This is a genomic window from Lawsonibacter asaccharolyticus, from assembly GCF_022453915.1.
GTDB lineage: Bacteria > Bacillota > Clostridia > Oscillospirales > Oscillospiraceae > Lawsonibacter > Lawsonibacter asaccharolyticus.
Window position 1 is genome coordinate 677,940 of record NZ_CP091870.1, and the last position, 19,702, is coordinate 697,641.

General features: G+C 53.1%; 17 protein-coding genes. 10 read left to right on the top strand and 7 right to left on the bottom strand.

What is annotated here, in order from left to right:
• Positions 1-136: 136 nt before the first annotated feature.
• From L9O85_RS03085 to dusB, 4 genes are all read right to left on the bottom strand, one after another.
• A complete protein-coding gene (locus L9O85_RS03085; RefSeq protein ID WP_301579557.1) occupies positions 137-2,209 on the bottom strand; it encodes an elongation factor G in 2,073 nt (690 codons plus the stop codon).
• Between the two features lie 236 nt (positions 2,210-2,445).
• Positions 2,446-3,276, bottom strand: coding sequence for a zf-HC2 domain-containing protein (locus L9O85_RS03090; RefSeq protein ID WP_301579558.1), 831 nt, complete (start codon positions 3,274-3,276; stop codon positions 2,446-2,448).
• Between the two features lie 6 nt (positions 3,277-3,282).
• The gene (locus L9O85_RS03095) at positions 3,283-3,897 is read right to left on the bottom strand and encodes an RNA polymerase sigma factor (protein ID WP_276757451.1); all 615 of its coding nucleotides are present in this window, start codon (positions 3,895-3,897) and stop codon (positions 3,283-3,285) included.
• A 46-nt stretch (positions 3,898-3,943) separates the two neighbouring features.
• On the bottom strand, positions 3,944-4,915 hold the full coding sequence (dusB, locus tag L9O85_RS03100; RefSeq protein WP_077138664.1) for a tRNA dihydrouridine synthase DusB: 972 nt from the start codon (positions 4,913-4,915) through the stop codon (positions 3,944-3,946).
• Positions 4,916-5,100: 185 nt separating this feature from the next.
• On the opposite strand from dusB, the gene L9O85_RS03105 reads away from it, so the two are divergent.
• Positions 5,101-6,312 (top strand): ATP-binding protein, encoded by a 1,212-nt coding sequence (locus tag L9O85_RS03105; RefSeq protein ID WP_050622591.1) that lies wholly within the window; start codon positions 5,101-5,103, stop codon positions 6,310-6,312.
• A 158-nt stretch (positions 6,313-6,470) separates the two neighbouring features.
• The gene (sigK, locus tag L9O85_RS03110; RefSeq protein ID WP_301579562.1) at positions 6,471-7,118 is read left to right on the top strand and encodes an RNA polymerase sporulation sigma factor SigK; all 648 of its coding nucleotides are present in this window, start codon (positions 6,471-6,473) and stop codon (positions 7,116-7,118) included.
• 154 nt (positions 7,119-7,272) lie between these two features.
• Here the strand turns inward: sigK and L9O85_RS03115 are convergent, their stop codons facing one another.
• Positions 7,273-7,596, bottom strand: coding sequence for a hypothetical protein (locus L9O85_RS03115; RefSeq protein WP_301579564.1), 324 nt, complete (start codon positions 7,594-7,596; stop codon positions 7,273-7,275).
• A complete protein-coding gene (locus L9O85_RS03120) occupies positions 7,577-9,604 on the bottom strand; it encodes a PHP domain-containing protein (RefSeq protein ID WP_301579566.1) in 2,028 nt (675 codons plus the stop codon). Before L9O85_RS03120 ends, L9O85_RS03115 begins: the two co-directional genes overlap by 20 nt.
• 855 nt (positions 9,605-10,459) lie before the next feature.
• On the opposite strand from L9O85_RS03120, the gene L9O85_RS03125 reads away from it, so the two are divergent.
• Genes L9O85_RS03125 through L9O85_RS03135 form a run of 3 tightly spaced genes read left to right on the top strand, consistent with a single transcriptional unit; the run spans position 10,460 to position 12,620 of the window.
• Entirely contained in the window at positions 10,460-10,759 is a 300-nt protein-coding gene (locus tag L9O85_RS03125) for a helix-turn-helix domain-containing protein (protein WP_301579568.1), read from the top strand.
• Positions 10,760-10,761: 2 nt separating this feature from the next.
• The gene (locus tag L9O85_RS03130) at positions 10,762-11,895 is read left to right on the top strand and encodes an AAA family ATPase (protein WP_301579570.1); all 1,134 of its coding nucleotides are present in this window, start codon (positions 10,762-10,764) and stop codon (positions 11,893-11,895) included.
• Complete coding sequence (locus L9O85_RS03135) at positions 11,892-12,620, top strand: DUF3226 domain-containing protein (protein ID WP_301579571.1); 729 nt, start codon at positions 11,892-11,894, stop codon at positions 12,618-12,620. The genes L9O85_RS03130 and L9O85_RS03135 overlap by 4 nt, the downstream gene beginning before the upstream one ends.
• A gap of 153 nt (positions 12,621-12,773) precedes the next feature.
• Here L9O85_RS03135 and L9O85_RS03140 read toward each other — a convergent pair whose 3' ends face one another.
• Complete coding sequence (locus L9O85_RS03140; protein ID WP_301579572.1) at positions 12,774-13,523, bottom strand: metallophosphoesterase; 750 nt, start codon at positions 13,521-13,523, stop codon at positions 12,774-12,776.
• 527 nt (positions 13,524-14,050) lie between these two features.
• On the opposite strand from L9O85_RS03140, the gene L9O85_RS03145 reads away from it, so the two are divergent.
• From L9O85_RS03145 to L9O85_RS03165, 5 genes are all read left to right on the top strand, one after another.
• A complete protein-coding gene (locus tag L9O85_RS03145) occupies positions 14,051-15,367 on the top strand; it encodes an ATP-binding protein (protein ID WP_301579573.1) in 1,317 nt (438 codons plus the stop codon).
• Positions 15,368-16,011: 644 nt separating this feature from the next.
• Positions 16,012-16,209, top strand: coding sequence for an excisionase (locus L9O85_RS03150; protein WP_301579575.1), 198 nt, complete (start codon positions 16,012-16,014; stop codon positions 16,207-16,209).
• Between the two features lie 21 nt (positions 16,210-16,230).
• Entirely contained in the window at positions 16,231-17,502 is a 1,272-nt protein-coding gene (locus L9O85_RS03155) for a site-specific integrase (RefSeq protein WP_301579577.1), read from the top strand.
• A gap of 103 nt (positions 17,503-17,605) precedes the next feature.
• A complete protein-coding gene (locus tag L9O85_RS03160; protein WP_301579580.1) occupies positions 17,606-17,728 on the top strand; it encodes a hypothetical protein in 123 nt (40 codons plus the stop codon).
• Positions 17,729-17,781: 53 nt separating this feature from the next.
• Entirely contained in the window at positions 17,782-19,401 is a 1,620-nt protein-coding gene (locus tag L9O85_RS03165) for a recombinase family protein (protein ID WP_301579582.1), read from the top strand.
• Positions 19,402-19,702 lie beyond the last annotated feature (301 nt).

Consider the following 19,702-nt stretch of genomic DNA (forward strand, 5'->3'; position numbering starts at 1 on the left):
GTCTGCGACAGAACAGAGCACAGAGCCAGCCCGGTGGTCCCTGGACCACCGGGCTGGCGCGCTGTATGGGGCCGGACCGGGGAACTGCCCGCAAAAGGCACCCGCTCCCTGTGGGGAAACGGGTGCCCGGGATGATTTATTCTTCCGCCAGGGCCTTGGCTTCCTCAATGGCCTTCTGCTGGGCCGCGGGAGGGCAGTCCTCATAGCGGACAAAGTGGAAGGTGAAGGAGCCGCGGGACTGGGTCATGGCCCGCAGGTCGATGGCGTAGGTAGACATCTCGGCCATGGGGACCTCGGCCTCCACCACCTGCTCGCCGTCCTTAGTGGGATTCATGCCCATGATGCGGCCGCGGCGCTTGTTCAGGTCACCGATGACGTCGCCCATGTAGCTGTCTGGAATGGTGACCTTCAGCTCGCCGATGGGCTCCATGAGCACGGGGTTGGCCTCAGGCATGGCGGCCTTGTAGGCCAGCTGGGCCGCGGTCTTGAAAGCGATCTCGGAGGAGTCCACGGGGTGGTAGCTTCCATCATAGAGGACAGCCTTCAGGTTGACCACGGGGTAGCCCGCCAGAGGTCCGTGAACGCAGGCTTCACGCAGGCCCTTCTCCACAGCGGGGAAATAGTTCTTGGGCACGGAGCCGCCGAAAACCTCCTCGGCAAAGACCATCTGGTCGCTCTCCGGATTGGGCTCAAAGCGGACCCAGACATCGCCGAACTGGCCGGCACCGCCGGTCTGCTTTTTGTGGCGGCCCTGTTTGGAGACTGTCTTGCGGATCTTCTCACGATAGGCCACCCGGGGGGCCTTCAGCTCCGCCTCCACATTGAAGCGGCTTTTCAGCTTGGACACCAGCACATCCATCTGCATGTCGCCGGTGCCGCTGAGGACCATCTGGTGGGTCTCGCCGTTGTTCACCAAGGTGAAGGTCGGGTCCTCCTCGTTCAGGCGGGTCAAGCCCTGGGCGATCTTGTCCTCCTGCCCCCGGGTCTTGGGCACGATGGCCACGGAGTAGCAGGGCTCAGGGAAGGGGATGGGGGGCATGAAGAAGACCTTGCGGGCGTCACACAGGGTATCGCCGGTCTTGACCTTCTCCAGCTTGCCGATGGCGCCGATATCGCCGCAGGAGAGCTCCTTGACCTCCACGGCCTTCTTGCCCCGCATGGTGTACAGCCGGCCCAGCTTCTCGGGGGAGCCGGTGCGGGCGTTGACCAGGGCCAGGTCGGAGGTGATGGTGCCGGAGATGACCTTGATGAAGGAGTACTTGCCGTACTGGTCGGAGACCGTCTTGAACACGAAGGCGCTGGGTACGCCGCCGGGGGAGACGGCGTATTCCTCCTTGTCGCCGCTGGGGAGCATGCCCTTGCGCATGTTGCCCTCCACCGGGTTGGGCAGAAGCTCCACGATATTGTCCATCAGCATCAGGGAGCCCATGGTGGACACGGCGGAGCCGCACAGCACGGGGAAGAGGGACAGCTCCCGCACGCCCTGGCGCAGGCCCTGGATCATCTCCACATAGGTGAAGTCCTCGCCGGAGAAGAATTTGTCCATAAACTCCTCGCTGGTCTCGGCCACGGATTCCTTCAGAGCGTCGTTGAACTGGGTGACCACGTCCTCTTTGCCCTCGGGCAGCTCGATCTCCACCCGTTTGCCGTTCTGCATCTCGTAGGCGCGCTTGTTGAGCACGTCGATGATGCCGGTGACCTTCTTGTTGTCGTCCCAGATGGGGACCACGATGGGGGCGATCTTGTTGCCGAAGCGCTCACGCAGGGCGTCGAAGGTGGCGTTATAGTCGGAGTTTTCCTCATCTGTCTTGGAAATATAGATAAAGCGGGGCATGTCGCGCTCCTCGCAGTAGCGCCAGGCTTTTTCCAGCCCCACAGAGATGCCGTCTTTGGCGGAGCAGACGATGATGGCGGCGTCAGAGACCTGGAGGGCCTCCAGCACCTCACCTGAGAAGTCGAAGCTGCCCGGGGTGTCCAGAATGTTGATCTTGCAGCCCTTATATTCCAGGGGAGCCACGGAAGTGGAGATGGAGATCTGGCGGCGGGTCTCCTCCGCATCATAGTCGCAGACGGTGTTGCCGTCGGCGGGCTTGCCCATGCGGTCGATAGCGCCGGTCATGTAAAGCAGGCTCTCCGCCAGGGAGGTCTTTCCGCTCCCACCGTGTCCCAGCAGACAGACATTGCGGATGTTTTGTACAGAATAGCTCATTGTTACCACTCCTTATGTTTGGACTGACTCATACAGACTCCCCAGGCGGAAGCCGCCGTGGCGAGGTGATCTGCTATTGGCTATTATATCGTAAAAATGCACATCTGACAACCTCTTTTTTGTCGCAGACGTAAAATGAAACAAAAATGAAGAAAAAGCGGCTCTCCCACGAAAAAAAGCAGAAAAGAGCCCTGGACCGGGCGCAAATCGCGCCCGGTCCAGGGCTGAAGTAAGATTCAGGGATACACCAGAGCCACTGCGGGGCCCTCCGCCCCGCTCTCCCACAGGGCGGCGGCCTGGGCGGTCAGGGCGTCCAGCAGGGAGTGGTCCCCCTCCGCTTCCAGGGCGGTCCAGCGAAAGCCGTCCGTCTCCTGCCAGTCCCGGTCCTCCAGTTCCTCTGGAATGGTGGAGAACAGGAGCAGCCGGCCGGGACTCTGGCCCAGCTGTCCGGCCAGGTCTTCGGACAGGGCGGGGGCAAGGGCGGAGAAGTCCTCCGGTGCGCCCGCTCCCTGTTCCTGCAGGGAGAAGGGAGCGATGGAGGCGGGGGACTCCGCCTCCTTAGGGGCGGTGTCCTCGGCTTCCGGACGGCCCGCATTGCTGGAGCGGACCTCGGCAGAGGGGGAGGTCTCCCCGCCGGCAGCATAGGCACCGGCGGCGGGGGTGGAGGAAACGGCCTGGGACTCCGAGGCGCTGGCAGGGGCGGCGCCGGTGCTGTTCCCGCCGCCGGAGGAGAGACCCGCCATTTGGGGAAGCAGGCCGATGCACAGGGCGGCGCAGGCCGCCATGCCCAGTGCTCCCCGGAAGGCAGGGCGTTTCCAGAGCGGGACGACCTTGGCGGGGGCGCTGTCGGCGCGTACCCGCTCCATCACGCCGGAGACGAGCTGGGGCGGGGGATCGCACTCACCCAGCTGGACGAGGGCCCCCTCCAGCTCCTCCAGCTCCCGGGCGGCGGCCCGGCAGGCAGGGCATTGTTCCAGGTGGGCGTCCAGCTCCCGCTGCTCTTCCGGGGACAGGGGGCCGTCAAGACGCAGGCCGATCAGGTCCAGCGCACGTTCACAGCCTGACATGCCGGGTCACTCCTTTCTGTGTCGTTCTATCTCCATAGACGCCGGAGAGTCAAAAAAGTTCCCATCCTCCAGCAAAATTTTTCGCAGGGAGAGACGAGCCCGGGCGATACGGGATTTCACAGTTCCCAGATCCAGGTCCAGGACCTGGGCGATCTCCTGGTAGGAGAGTCCGGACAACTCCCGCATGATCAGCACCTGGCGGTGGTGATCCGGGAGGGAGGCCAGCCCCCGCTCCAGGGCCCGGCGGCGCTCTGAGCGCTCCACCGCCTCCTGGGGCTGGAGCTGCTGGTCCGCCACCTGGACGGGACCGTTTTCCTCGTCGTCCAGGGAGAGGGCGGGCCCCATGGACTGGGTCCGCCTCTTCTGAGTCCGCAGATGGTCCAGGCACAGGTTGGTGGCCAGGCGGTAGAGCCAGGTGGCAAAGCTGCTCTCCCCCTGAAAGGTGGGGAGGGCTTTCCACGCCTGGAAAAAGGCATCCTGGGCCAGATCCAGAGCATCCTCACGGCTGCCCGTCATCCGCAGCGCAAGGGTATAGATCCGTTTTTCGTTGTCCCGGACCAGCTGTTCGAAGGCGTCCTGGTCCCCGTCCCGGGCGCGGGCCGCCAGCTCCTGGTCAGTCATACCTTCACCCCTTCCAAATCCAAACCCTCCGGCCCCGCGGCCGGGGTCAGCACAGGTCCCGCTTGATCCCCTTTGTCACCCGGTACACGTCCTCCAGGGTAGTGATCTTCACGATCTGCTCCTTATAATATCCTGCGTGGGGGACCCCCTTCAGATACCATGCGTAGTGGCGCCGGGCCTCCAGACAGGCGATCTTCTCCCCCTTGTTGGCGGCGGAGAGCTGGAACTGGCGCACCGCCGTGTCGCAACGCTCCGCCAGCGGCGGCATGGGAGGGATCTCGCGGCCCTCCAGAGCTGCCCGGCACTGGGCGAACAGCCAGGGGTTGCCGAATACCCCCCGGCCGATCATGGCCATGTCCGCCCCAGTGTAGGCCAGGATACGGGGGGCGTCCTCCGGCTTGAACACGTCGCCGTTGGCGATCACAGGGATCTTCACCGCCTCCTTCACGGCGCGGATGTGGTCCCAGTCCGCCCGGCCGGCGTACATCTGGGCCCGGGTCCGCCCGTGGACGGCCACGGCGGCCACGCCGGCCTCCTCCATGGCCCGGGCAAACTCCACGCAGTTGATGGAGCCCTTGTCCCAACCCAGCCGGAACTTCACCGTCACCGGACAGCCGGCCCCCCGGATGACCGCCTCAGCCACCCGAACCGCCTTGTCCGGGGTACGCATCAGGCCGGAGCCGTCCCCGCTGTTGGCCACCTTGGGCACCGGGCAGCCCATGTTGATGTCGATGAAGTCGGCGCCGGAGACCTGGCGGGCGATGGCGGCCGCCTCCTCCATGCAGACCGGGTCGCTGCCGAAGATCTGGGCGGCGGCGGGATGCTCGCCATCCCCCAGCTGGAGCAGGGGGATGGACTTCTTATCCTGATAACACAAGGCCTTGGCGCTGACCATCTCTGTGCAGGTCAGGGCGGCGCCCTGCTCCCGGCAGATGGTGCGGAAGGCCATATCAGTGACCCCGGCCATAGGGCCCAGGGCCAGAGGCGCTTCGATGGGGATGCCTCCAATGGACAGCATATGGGCAAGGACAGCGGGGCGGGGCCCGAGCAGGCCGCCGTTTCACGCGCCGCGTCCTCTGTCTTCCTTTCCTGAGTCAGATTTATTTATTGTATCATACCCCCACCCGGTTGACAAGGCCGCCCTGTCCGCTTTACAATGAAAAGAGATCACCTGCGGAAGCAGGGGGAACTGGGAGAAATAAGATGGAATTTGATGTACTTTGGGCGGCCCTCCATGGCGTATCTGCCTATGCGGAGCTGCTGAAGACGCCGGTGATGGAGCAGAGCCGGGCCCTGGTGGGCAGTCTGGCCCAGGGGCGTGGAACGGAGGCCCTGGAGGCCTATACGCAGCTCTTCCACCTGCTGCGGCGGGAGGGATACCAGGGACTGGGTGACTGGCTCTGGGACGGCCTGCGCTATGTGGAGAGCCCCTATGGAACGCTGGCGGAGCGAGGGGACAGCGACCCCGCCCTGGAGAACGCAGCCCGGCGGGAGGTGGAGACCTTCCTCCTTCTGGCCCGGATGGACTGCGACCGGTATGTTGGGGAGCTGTCCAATCTGCTGCCCCCGGTGTACGCTCCGGTGCTGGCTGGGCTGCCCCGGTGGCGGGCGTCTGCCCCTTTTGACTTTGACGGCCTTACGGCGTTTTACCAGGAGAATGGCTGCGGCCTGTTCGCCCGCTACCGGGCCTTTGTCTGGGACAGCGGGGAGCTGATCCCGGTGGCCGACCCGGACTGCCCCCGGCCGGAGGAGCTGATGGGCTACGAGCTGCAGCGGGGACAGGTGGTGGCCAACACCCAGGCCATGCTGGAGGGGCACCTGGTGAACAACGTGCTCCTCTTTGGCGACGGCGGTACTGGCAAGTCAGCCACTGTAAAGTCTATGCTGTTCCGCCCCGGCTTCGGGGATCTGCGGCTGATCGAGGTGCAGAAGGAGGGGCTGGCCCAGATGCCCCGGCTGATCCGCTCCCTGGCGGGACGGCGGCAGAAGTTCATCCTCTTCATCGACGACCTGGCTTTCGACCAGGACGACAATACCTATTCCATCATGAAGACTATCCTGGAGGGCGGGCTGGAGCGCCGCCCGGCCAATGTGGCCATCTACGCCACCTCTAACCGCCGCCACCTGGTCCGTCAGTCTTTCAGCGACCGGGCAGGGGACGAGGTGGACGCCTTTGAGACGATCTCGGAGAAGACTGCCCTGGCGGAGCGGTTTGGACTGCGTATCCCCTACCTCACCATGAGCAAGGCGGATTATCTGGCCCTAGTGGACCATCTGGCTGCCCGGGCCGGGGTGGCCATGTCCGCTGAGCTGCTCCACGCCCAGGCCATGACCTGGGAGATCCGCCACGCGGGGCGCACCCCGCGCACCGCCCAGCAGTTCATCGCCAGCCTGTCCCTCCAGGAGAAGCAGTAACACCGGGAACGGAAAGAGAGCTCCCCCGGACGCGCCTTAGGGCGTGTCCGGGGGAGCTCTTTGCACGGGCAGGTGGGCCGGAACTTTCGACAGAGGGGAAGGACCGGGAGAATAGGGACTTGCGTGGGGGGAATAGAGTAGGGCGGAGGTGTTGGCATATGTTGTCGCCATGGATCTATCTAATGATGAACGGTCTGTTTTTTACTCTGCGGCTCTCGGGTGGGAGCGGGTCCTTCCCACGGCCGCTGAAGGCCGCGGAGGAGCGGGAATACCTGGAGCGGGCCGCCCAGGGGGACCTGGAGGCCCGCAACCTGCTGGTGGAGCATAACCTGCGGCTGGTGGCCCATATCGTGAAAAAGTACTATGCCCAGACTGGAGACCAGGACGATCTGATCTCCATCGGGACTATCGGGCTGATCAAGGGGATTTCTACCTTCAAAAGTGATAAAAACGTCCGTCTGGCTACCTACGCCAGCCGCTGCATCGAAAACGAGATCCTGATGCACTTCCGGGCGCAGAAAAAGCTGGCAGGGGAGGTGTCACTGGCGGACAGCCTGGATGGCGATGACGACGGCAGCTCCCTGTCGCTGATGGATGTGATCGCTGTGGACGACAACATGCTGGAGGAACTGGACACCCGGGACGCCTGCCGCAAGGTACGGCACTGCGTGGCCACCTGCCTGACCGATCGGGAGCGGTCCATCATCACCCTGCGCTACGGCCTGGATGACCGCCCTCCCAGAACACAGCGGGAGATCGCCTCCCGCTGCGGCATCAGCCGGTCCTATGTATCCCGCCGCCGCTAATGTAAACGAAGCCCGGAAAGCCTTGTGGGACAAGACTTCCGGGCTTCAAGTGCAACTGGGAGTAGCGCCGCGGTTATTGTAAACCGTAAGAATATTTAGGAAGATAAGCGGCTATTCATAAACTTCTTTAGGGTGCATTATAGTGAGGGGTTATTTAAATCTTAAATGGGGCATTTTCATCTAATAATTCTGCGTTGTATTTTTCGATTGCAGCTCTATATAACGATGTACTTTCATCTTTGAATCGGGCCCTGTTTTTTTCCAGTTCCTTAAACTTTTCGAATAAGTTCCGATAAATTATTTTGTGAGCTGCATGTGATAATGCTGCTTCGTCGTATGAATCCATTTCCACGTCTGATTCAATGATAATATTAAGAATTGTCAATAAATCGTCTTTGGTTATCTTGTCCAATGGTGTTTTTGTATCGCCATCAATGGAAAAGTATCCTTTTCCATTTTCAATTATCAAACATTTCATATGTTATCCTCCGTTCAACATAAGCAGATTCACCAGCCTCTAGGCAATCAAGAAGAATATCATGTTTTCGCAATGTCTCACCTTTTAATTCTACTAACATATCGCTTGTGGGAAGGCCTGAATAGATTTTATAATTTACTTTTCCGTTTTGGTCCACTTCCTTTTTTGTGTATATAATGTAATCGGGTTTGACGGAAGCACCGATGGTGTTATTATGGGTTGCAACGATTACAGGAATAATCTTTGAAATATCTTTTAAGAGAGAATTAACATCCTTTTTAAGAAAAAGATTATCAAATGATGATTCAGGCTCGTCAATAAGTAGCATGTCATACTGGGTAGCATTTGATAACTGATCTAATAAGTTGTATTCAGCGCGTTCTCCACCTGATGCCTTAAAGCCATGTTTATTTAATACTTCATATTTAATTGCAGCAAAATATTTAAAATAATCCGAACCTGGCAATTCGGCTTTTTTGCGCAACTCACAAAGATATTCATAAGGATCCTGATACTTTTCAAATGCGTCTGAAAAAGCCAGAACCCTTCCGCTAAGATTTTTTAATTGTTGTGCGCCGGTAAAGGGACAAACGGTAGCAACGACCTTGAACGAATGCAAATCTTTTGAGTATATAATATGTTGGGCCTTTATTGATTGTGCGATCTCAATAAATTTCTTGATTTTCTTTTTGTTCATAAGAATATTATAGAAGTCAATCTCTGGAACAGGGGTTGAGGCTGTGCGGACTCTCAATTCTGCTTTTATTGTTTCGATAATATCATTTAAGAATGTTTTTTTAAGCGACTGTTCTTTTTCTATTATATATTTTTCCATGAGGGCTATCGACAGCCGAATTAAACTTTGTTTATCTACATATGTATCAATGATTGATCGATACTCTTCATTTTCGATTAACATAGTTGTGGAATCGATCAGTCTTATTAACATATCTAAGTCATTTTGGCCAAATAAAGACTCACTAAAAAGAGCAGTTTTTGCGAAAACATCTTCTTTATCAGCGTCTTCAGCTGATTTGAGCAATAGTCTAAGATATTCTTCAATTTGTTTTTCATCCATGTCTAAATGTATGTTTTTTACGTTATCAACCACCCCCTTGAACTCTGAGAAGTATTCTTCCGATACCGACGAACAACGAGTCTGTAATAATTCCTCAAATCGCCTTTGGTCAAGTTCATTATCTTTTGTAACCAAAGTAAACTGTTTAATGTACTTTACATTTTCTAAACTTTCGAAAATAGCATTAAGGGTATGTGTTTTTCCAGAGGAACGCTCACCTAAAAGAACATTCAAACCAGTTGATATCTTTAATCCATTACTCAAAATTTGAATAATAGAATTACCATTTTCCTGCGACAGAGATACTTTGCCTTTATCGCTTAATGCCATTTTTATGTTTGCAAGCGACAATGTGTCAACATCAACAAAGGTATACCGTGATGGGAAAGTATTGATATCTTTTCTTATTCTAATATCACTAAAATAAACGGGAGTAATGCTACCCTCGGCTTTTTTTAGACTTTCAAATTTTTTGATACTATTAACTTCTCCGCAGGTGATATAAGGAATCAATTTAGGAACCTTTTCCATCGACAAAGCGGGAGCTTTTCCCATGTGTGGAATAATTAAATACTTATCTATATTTGGGAATAGTTCTAAAAACTGTGTCTCTGATAAGTAATCTGTTTCTGATTGTATTTTTTGTTGAACACTTTTGCAACGAGCGCTAAAATCTATTAGGTCAAGCTTGGTAGTAATTACCAGTAAATGTCCCTTTTCAATATCGATTTCGATACCCGGGAAAACAGGAATATTTACTGCTTCGCAAATTTTATCGTACTGCTCTTTATCAAAGGTATTGTGGTTTGTAATAGCAATCGCATCCAACGATAGTTCTGCTATGTACTTTTCTAATATTGTTTGATTATATTCGAAATATTGGTCACTTACTGTAGGCACTGTGTGAATGTGAAAATCGATTTTTTTCATTCTACTTCCTTCTTTCCATGCCTAAAAATAATATGTAAAAACAATAACTTCTGCCATATCGGCAGTAAACAGGTCTTAACAGAAACTTAAATTTATGTACTGATATACCCAATGGCCTAATTGCGATACATAATGTTTTCCCTCAGAGACATAAGTAGGCAAAATGCTATTCGCTGTAACTGTTGATATCTCCATGTAATCCAGTACATTAACGCTCATGATATAATCATGTGTTTTTAAGTACTCCTGAATCTTGTTCCAGCGGAACGTTCCTTTATCAATCTTTCTATCGCCCATTTCATCCATCATGTTGATGGCCTCTATAAGGGGTGCTTTGGTGGCTTCATAGTACCCCTGCGGGCGGTCATGGGTATAGAATCCACGGGTAGCTAAGCGAAGGCAGAATTCCGTTTGGAAGTAGCGTATTCCACAGATGGTCGCACGCGCCTTTCTATCGCAAAGGGATGGATCAATTTCAGTTCATAGTGGAATACACAATTGCGAATCAGTATGTGTACCGTACTAGTTTTTAAATAGTCCAGCAGTTTGGCAATTTCGGTCACATAGACAGTGACCCGATTTGTTTTCAGAAAAATGAGGAAGCCTGCTCTTCGAGTGAGTATCGCATATCTGCAAATGTTTGGATTTATTTTACCATATACTGCTCATATCTTCAATGAATATGAAACTTAATGCGACAGATATGGTGTGATATGCCAGCCCTTTATCCTCTGGATATTGCTTTCTGTTCTGTACATAACCATTTGCATATTAGCAAGGAATATATTTTTTGCGACATATTTTTTGTTGACATTATGTTTGATGTGACATATTATAAGTTCGGAGGGATGTAGCATGAGCGATTTTCAAAAATTACTGGATCAGGCGCTTGAGAAAGTAAATTTGACGCCTGTTGACGACACTCCTGAGGTTGAAGAATATAATATCGACGCCGAAGTGCGCGACTTGGTAATCTCTACCCGCAGCGCGGCCAATCTGACGCAGAAACAGTTGGCGCAGCGTTCGGGTGTATCCCAGTCGAACATCAGCAAAATTGAAAATGGGAACTATCAGCCCAGTTTGTCCACATTAAAGCGAATCGCGGGCGCGTTGGGAAAACGGCTGGTGGTCAGTTTTGAGGATCCGGAGGTGTAACTGTGGCGATCCATATTGAAAATTTGAAGATCGAACAATTCCGCGGGATTCGGCAGTTATCTGTTCCACACCTGAACCATATCAATCTGATTGTCGGCGACAACAACTGCGGCAAGACCAGTTTTTTGGAAGCCCTTCTTCTGCTGCGCGATCCCGGAGATTTTACCAACACCTTGCGCATTGCGCGTATGCGGGACAGCCTGGCCATGTACGGCGGAATTTCTGCTTATGAAAATCTGCTTACCCTGTTTCCACACAGCAGCAATGAGGAGGAAACCGCCCGTACGCTTTCCCTACAGGCTCGCTGCAGAGGAGAGGACATCCTCTATTTGCTGGAGGGCAACGTGAAAACCATTATGTTGGATGCGGAGGAGCAAAACCGGATTCCTCGCTATTCGATACGGAATTTCCGTAAGTTCAAGGATTCCATTCCCTCAGAATGTCAGGCGTTTCAGGGAAACTTGCTGGTTCGCACAGGCAACAACCAGGAGAAAACTGAGATAAGATTCCATGAATATTCCACCGTATCTGGGCTGGGCATTACCAACCGCCATCTTCTGAACATGGTCTATCTGGCGCCGTTCGACCATCTGCGGGGCGGGAATTTTTCCCGTATCTTAACAAATGATCCCTATAAGGAACTCTGTGTACAGATCTTACAACTTTTTGACCCCGGCATTACAGACTTGCTGATGCTGAAAAACGAAAATACCAACCGCCCCATCGAATGTGTCAAGCACAAGGAGCTGGGGATAATGCCTCTGTCCAGTTACGGCGACGGAATCAAGAAGGTTTTGTCTATCGCCAGCGGGATCGCAAGAGCTGTGAATGGTGTACTGCTGATCGATGAGGTGGAGACAGCCATCCACTCCCGCTACTTTGAAGATATTTTCCGTTTCATTGCCTCAGCATGCCGCAAATTCGGTGTGCAGGTCTTTATCACCTCTCACAGCATCGAAGCGATTGACGGGTTCCTATCCATTATGGATTATGAGAAGACGACCGAACAGGAGGACCCTATCAGCGTTGTGACGCTCAAAAAAGATTGGAGTTCTTCCCTCAGTTATGCCCGGGTCCTGTCCGGCTGCCACGTTCACCAGAACCGGGAGCAGTTTGGCTTCGAGGTGCGCCTATGAACAAATTGATTCTGTGTGAAGGCAAGACCGATGCCATTTTGCTCAGCTATTATTTGGGATGCGTTCGGCAATGGACTCCCTGCAAGCGGAGGCCCAAAAACTTCCAAATCTCTGTGGATGAAAAATCTGGTGAATCGGCTTACTGGTATCAGCGGGGAGAGGATCGCCTGCTGATTTGCGGTGTGGGCGGGAAGGATAAGTTCGGCGGATTTTTTGCAGATAAGATACGGGCGGCGATCCTTGACGCCCAAGTGTTTTCCAAAGTCGCTCTGGTCACCGACCGGGATGATCGGCAAGAGGAGGATATTACGGCAGAAGTGTGTCGGATTTTTGCTCCGGCCATCACACAGGCCAAGCAAAATCACTGGGTCGAGAATGCTTATCAGGATGGTTTCGGTCAAGAGCAGACGCTGTCGTTTTTGCTGTTGATTATCCCGACCAACCAGCAGGGCGCTTTGGAGTCGCTGTTGCTGGAGGCGATTTCGGAAGACCCATATGACCGTGAGATCGTTACGCGCAGTACAGCGTTTGTGGAAGAAATCGGACCTTATGCGGAACGCTATATTGGACAAGCCCGTTTGAAACTGAAAGCCCGTCTGGGGGTCACCTGGGCAATCCAATCACCGGAGAAGGAGTTCCATTTTATTGATGAACAGATCCGGGCCGTTCGATGGGAACGCTCAGATGTTCTGGCAAAATGTTTTTCGCAGTTGGTTTTCATTTAACAGTGACAAAGAGGGACACTGCAGATGCTGTTCTGCAGTGTCCCTTACCACATTTTTAGATTTTGCCGGCCTTCCAATAGGAGGAGGCTTGTCCACCCGGATAGACTATGATTGAAATGAAAACAGCATACCAATGTGAATAACCTCACCTATTCAGCTTTCCACTACAATGCAATTTACAAAGCCGCTGACAGCGGTGCAGGCATCTAAAGCAATGATGCCTGTGCCGTAAAAGGGGCGGAAATTGGCATCTGGGCCGAATTGAGAACCGGCATGGTCGATTGTAGAATGACCAAAAGAGGTGTGCCAATGGCCACAGATGATGGTTTTGTCATCCTCATAGGCATATCGAAAGGCAGCCATGCCGTTGATCCAGCGGGCCTTTTCCCAAAGATCCGCAGAGGCATTGCGCCAGTCACCAATACTACTATAGCCATTGCGCTCCTGAATGCAGGGGATCCAGCCGTGGACAAATATGTGGTGCTCTGTTTCAAAATAGTCCAGCATGGCAGGAATGATTTTTTGATAGAACACGGTATTCCGGGCAGCTTCAGCGAAGTCATCGTGCAAAGTAGGGGCGAGGTGAGGATCGAAACTGGTGAGTTGAAGAGCGGTATCGTAAGTGCCATTGTCGACATGGTGGCGATATGGCAGACCTGTGTCAATCGTGACAAGTTCTTCAAACAGATCTTCGTGGTTGCCGCGAATCAGGATGACCTTATCTTGATCCAATAGTTCAGAGAGAAAAGCCTGCAGTTTCAGCGTTTCCTTACCGCGGTCAAACAGGTCTCCCAGAATGACCAGTTTGTGCGGTGCAGAGTCGGCGAAGAAGCCGGCCTTGGTTAAAGCAGTGATCAGCGGCGTATAAAATCCGTGGATGTCAGCGGTCACATAATAACGCATCAACGAGCCTCCTTTACGACTGAAACGTAGGCAAGTCAATTTGCGGGCGAAATCGCTCCCTTGCCATATGTTGTATGCGAATTGGGTATGGTGATACCTCTGTGCTCGGGTGGCCCTGCTCCGTTACCATCCGGATGGATCCAGCCTTGAACGCATCATCGCACCGCGGCGGTGCCACCCCTTTTTTACATTTTATCTCCATGGTCTTTGTCCCATTTCCTTTCCATTATAACGAATGTTTTTCTGTTCATCAATTCGGGAAAGGGGACATTCTGCTTTTTTCCACACCCGACAGGTTCTGTCGTGGGAAGCTCCCTGCCACTCCTTTACAATTTTAGACGGGGCATGTTCCCGCAATAATGAAAGGAGGAAGCAATCATGAAACAGAAAAAAGAATCTGCGCAAATGGGTGGGCGGTAAATACCCTAATAATGCGGACTATTTGACAATTATCACACTTTTCCGGTTGACTATTTGATGGAAGATGATATGCTGATACTATCAAACGGTCCAGGAGTGGTGTGGCAATGAAGCGATATGCAATCAGCCGCCTGCAAGAGTGGAAGGAGGATCCTAACCGTCTGCCCATGCTCATCCGCGGTGCGCGCCAGGTGGGAAAGACCTGGCTCATGCAGGAGTTTGGCCGAACCGCATTTGAGCGGTGTGCCTATATCAATTTTGACCGCAATGAGCGGATGCAGAACCTGTTTTCTGGCGACTTTGATGTGGACCGCATCCTGCGGGGCCTTGCCATTGAGAGTGGTATGGAGATCGACCCGGAGAACACACTGATTATTCTGGACGAGATCCAAGAGGTGCCGGCTGCGCTACAGAGCCTGAAATATTTCTGTGAGGACAACCGGCACAGTTATTATATTCTGGCTGCGGAGTCGCTGCTGGGAATAGCCATGCACGAAGGTACATCGTTCCCTGTGGGAAAGGTGGACAGCATGGATCTGTACCCGCTTTCCTTTACCGAGTTCCTGTCCGCTACAGGCAATGACCAACTGCTCGAACTCCTGGAGCAGCGGGACTTCGGAATGGTTACCGCATTCCGGGATAAATACATCGACTTGCTCAGAACGTACTACTTTGTGGGTGGGATGCCGGCGGCTGTAAATGATTACCTGCCCAAGCAGAGTCTTACTGCCGTACGCCGTGTGCAGAAACGTCTGATCTCAGACTACGAGCAGGATTTTTCCAAATATGCCCCAACGGCCGTCATTCCCCGCATCCGTATGGTGTGGGATAGCATCCCCTCTCAGTTGACCAAGGAGAATAAGAAATTCATTTACAGTGTCTTGCGGGAAGGGGCGCGGGCCAAGGACTTTGAACTGGCCATTCAGTGGCTGATCGACTGCGGATTGTGCTGCAAGGTCGGCCGTGTGACCAAAGGGGCCGTTCCCCTGAAGGCGTATCAGGACATCCCAGCCTTCAAGTTGTATCTGGTGGATGTAGGTCTACTGGCGGCTATGATGGATCTGGACGCCAAGATACTACTGAAGGGCAATGCCATCTTCACGGAGTTCAAAGGTGCGCTTACGGAGCAGTATGTCTGCCAGCAACTCATTTCCGACTTGGGTGCCACGCCCTATTACTGGTCGGCGGAAAATTCATCCGGGGAGGTAGACTTCGTTCTCCAGCACAGCGGGAATGTGATCCCGCTGGAGGTTAAGGCGGAGGAGAACCTGCAGGCCAAGAGCCTGAAATACTTTGTCTCCAACAACGACCTGTCTTTTGGTGTCCGCACCTCTATGTCCGACTACCGCAAGCAGGATAAACTTATCAATCTGCCTCTCTATGCGCTCTCCCAGTTCTGGGAGGTCTGCAACGCATTTCACTGAAATAGGCCGCTCCCATCAGGGCTGAATTTGTCTCATTCTTGGAATGCCCGAGAGGTGATGCACACGATGGAAAATGAAAATATACTGCGTGTCTAAGGGACGCTCCAGGAAAAAGAGTTCCGCTTCATGGATGAACAGAATCGTTCTGTGCAATAGGAACGTTCAGAGATTCTCGCAAAATGCTATTCTCAACTGGTTTTCATCTAACAGTCACAAAATAGGGACGCTGCGTGTGCTATTCTGCAGCGTCCCTTGTCGGTTTCCGTTCCATAATCTTGTAGTCTAGCAGGACCCAAATAGGAAAGGGTATGTTTTCGCTTCATTTGAATGATTCAACATCGTGATCACGCCCGCTGCAAATGCTGCTGATTACTTCATATACCATCCGTGATATCAGACTGTTCCCCACCATGAAGCCACTCTTAGGGAAGAATTTATAACAACTTATAAAGAGAAATAAAAGGTGAAAACCTCCGCATACATCTGTGCGGCCACCGTAAACCTGCTTTCACAACAGGACGGAGGCCGCTTTATTTTTTGCAAACAGAGACGGATACTTAGATAGCGGAGGTGATCGCCATGACATAAAAACGATCTCCAATCCTGAAAAATAAAAGTTATAACGATGAAAAGGAGTATGCAACATGGAGAAAAAAGTGCCGATTTGGGAAAAGGCCAATCTGACCATAGAAGAAGCCGCTGCATATTTTGGCATTGGTGAGAACAAACTGCGGTCCATGACTGGTGGGGAAGACTGTGCATTTGTGCTGTGGGTGGGCAGCAAGCGGCTGATTAAGCGGCGGAAATTTGAAAAGTACTTGGAAGACCAATATTCTATTTGACAGTATTGACAGGTGATGACGATGAGTGAAAAGAGGCGGGATCGCAAAGGCCGTATTCTGAGGCGAGGTGAATTACAGAGAAATGATGGGAAATATGAATATCGCTATTATGATGAGAAAGGGGTTAGGCGGAGTATATACAGTTGGAAGTTGATCGAAACAGATACTGTCCCTCAGGGGAAACGGTGTAAACAGTCTCTGCGGGAATTGGAGCGGCAGATCCAGCGAGATCTGGAGGACGGGATCCAGACGCACGCAGCTAGGCAGATGACCTTAAACGATATGTTTGACTACTACATGGCATTAAAATGCGAGTTAAAGACATCTACCCGGACGAATTACCAATATATGTACGACCACTATGTGCGGGAAACCATCGGGCACAGAGACATCACCTCCTTCCGGTACAGCGACATCCGGACCTTTTACAACTCCTTGCTGAGGGAGCACAGTTTTAGGCCCAGCACCATGGAAACAATCCACTCCCTTTTGCACCCGGTTTTCACGTTGGCAATCCGTGACAACTTGATCCGCACCAATCCATCCGACGGTGTTCTGACTGATATCAAAAAGGGGAAGCAATGGGAGAGACCCAAGAAACATGCACTGACAGAGGCGCAACAGGCTGTGTTTATGCAGTTTGTTGCCAACTCCGCCCGATACCGGCAGTGGGGACCGCTGTTTACAGTCATGCTGGGGACAGGCTGCCGCGTGGGTGAGGTTATCGGCCTGAGGTGGGAGGACTGCGATTTTGCGGAGGAAACCATCTCCATCAATCACAGCCTGCTTTACCGTCAAAAGGAGCCGGGAGGAGCCTGTGAATTTCTGGTTAGCACGCCCAAGACAGAAGCTGGAATCCGGGTGATTCCCATGGCGACAAAGGTCAAGCGGGCATTGGAGCAGGAGCGCCAGTTTCAGACAGAGGTATGCCCGGCAAATATCATGATCGACGGGTATTCCAACTTCATCTTTACCAGCCAGACGGGCGGGATTCTGAGTCCGCACACAGTCAACCGCGCCATTGAGCGGATTCGAACCGCATACAATAACCAGGAAACGGAATTGGCAAACCAGGAGCAGCGGGAACCACAGTTGCTGCCCCATTTTTCAGCGCATACCCTGCGGCATACCTTCTGTGCCCGGTTCTGCGAACACGAGACCAACCTGAAGGTAATCCAGGAGATCATGGGCCACGCCAGCATCACGACCACCATGGACGTCTACAACCATGTGACACTGGAGCAGAAAATTGCCAGCTTCAAGCGGCTGGGAGAAACATACAAGATCATTTGATTCATTTTAGGCGTCCTCTCCGCAGCCGGGGAGGACGCTTTTTTGTAAACTCACGGATGCCTTCCGCATATCCTTTACTGATTTGAGGTAAGGAGGCGGTCAAATGAGAAGCGAATTGATTGTGACCTGTGTTTATACAGAGGACGGCAAAAGTGCCCAGGAATTATTGCTGGAATCTTTTCAAATATTCCTCCGACGGGAGATGGAATCTGTTGCAAAGGGGTGAACGATGGGGTGTAATCCATATGATGAATAGCCGCTTATCTCAGGAGGTATAGCATGTACTTAGAGATAAGCAATCCCATGGATTACCATGCGGCTTTATACATCAGACTGTCAAAGGAGGATGAAAGCGAGGGACCATCCCAGAGCGTCCAGAACCAGGAATCCCTGCTGCGGGAGTTTGTACAGCAGCACCGATTGATCGTCTATGACACCTATATAGACGACGGATGGAGCGGTACCAGTTTTGACCGCCCGGCCTTCCAACGGATGATTACGGATATCGAAGAAAAGAAGGTCAACATGGTCATCACCAAGGACCTCTCCAGACTGGGCCGGGACTATATCCTGACCGGCCACTACATGGAGCGGTATTTCCCGGAGCACCGGGTGCGGTACATCTCGCTGCTGGACGGCATCGACACCGGTGTGGACTCCACTGCCAATGATATCACGCCCTTCCGTGCTATCATGAACGACATGTACGCCAAGGATATCTCCAAGAAGATCAAATCGGTCAAGCGGGATAAGCAGCGGAAGGGGCAGTTCATCGGCGGCAAGCCGGTGTACGGCTACAAGATGCACCCAACGGAGAAAAACAAGATCGTCATTGATGAGGAAGTGGCGCCCGTCGTACGGCGAATTTTTGCCCTGGCCCTCTCCGGTATGAGCTGCCGGAACATCGCAGCCCTCCTAAACCAAGAGGGAGTGCCCACCCCGGCTACCTACGCAAACCTCCCGGTGGCAAGACCCGGTCCCTATACCGGCTTGTGGAGCAGCGAGCGGATCTCCGACATGTTGCAGAACGAGACCTACATCGGCAATATGGTCCAGGGGCGCAGTGTGAAGATCAGCTACAAGTCCAAGAAGTGCCTGAGGCAGAACCCGGCCAACTGGGTGGTGGTGGAGGGTACCCACGAGCCTCTGGTGGACGCGGAGACCTTCCGGAAAGTGCGCCTGCTGGTCAACAGCCGCAAGCACACCCGGAGCCGAACCTATGACTTCCTGTTGAAAGGGTTGATCTTCTGCCACGAGTGCGGATACCCTCTGGCGGTGCTCAACCGGAAAAATGCCAAGGGAGAGGATGTGCTGTACTTCGTCTGCCGTACCTACCAGCGATTTACCAAAGCGGGCGTCTGCACCTGCCACTCCATCAAGGAGAAAACTGTGACCGACGCGGTGATCGCCAAGGTACGGGAGGTCTGCCAGTCTTATCTGAATCCTGACGAATTATTTCCTGTGGCTCGGGAGGCCGTGGAGAACGCCAGAAAGCAGAGCGGTCTGGAGATGGAACTCCAGACACTCCAGGCCAAGATCGATGGCCTCACCGCCAACTTGGATCGGATGTACACAGACCGGCTCAGCGGACTACTGCCGGAGGCGGACTTCCAGCGCATCTTCGGCCGGATCAAACTGGAGCGGGAGCAGTTGGAGGAAAAGCGGCAGGCCCTGGAGTTTCAGAAAAAAAGCCCCGTCCGCAGTGAGGACAGGGCCAGGGAACTGGTACATAGGTTCATCGAAACTGCTGGAGAGAGCCGGGAACTGCTGGTCAGCCTCATCGAGCGGGTGGAACTGACCGAGGACAAGAAAGTCATTATCAAATTCCGCTTCGCCCAGCTGGACGAAACGGTAGAGAGGCAGACACCGCAAGGGATTGCGCCGTTTGAGACGGCGTAATTTTCCGGAGCCAATCGCTTACAATAGCCGGGGTGCTATGTATCGCGCATTGAGAAGCGGGCGCTGGAGAAGCTGGAACAGGCTATGCGGGAGTAAGGGCGTCGGAATGCAGGGGGAAAATGTTAAAAACGGAATGATGCAAATACTGCATCATTATATTGAAAAGAAGGAAAAATGAGGAAATCCGAAAGAAAAAAGAGAAAAACAGAGAAAAAACTGCGAAAATGAAGGAAATTATGCAAAATGACCGAAAATAAAAAAAGCGACTTGCAATTATAGGCAAAATGTAATATAATAACTC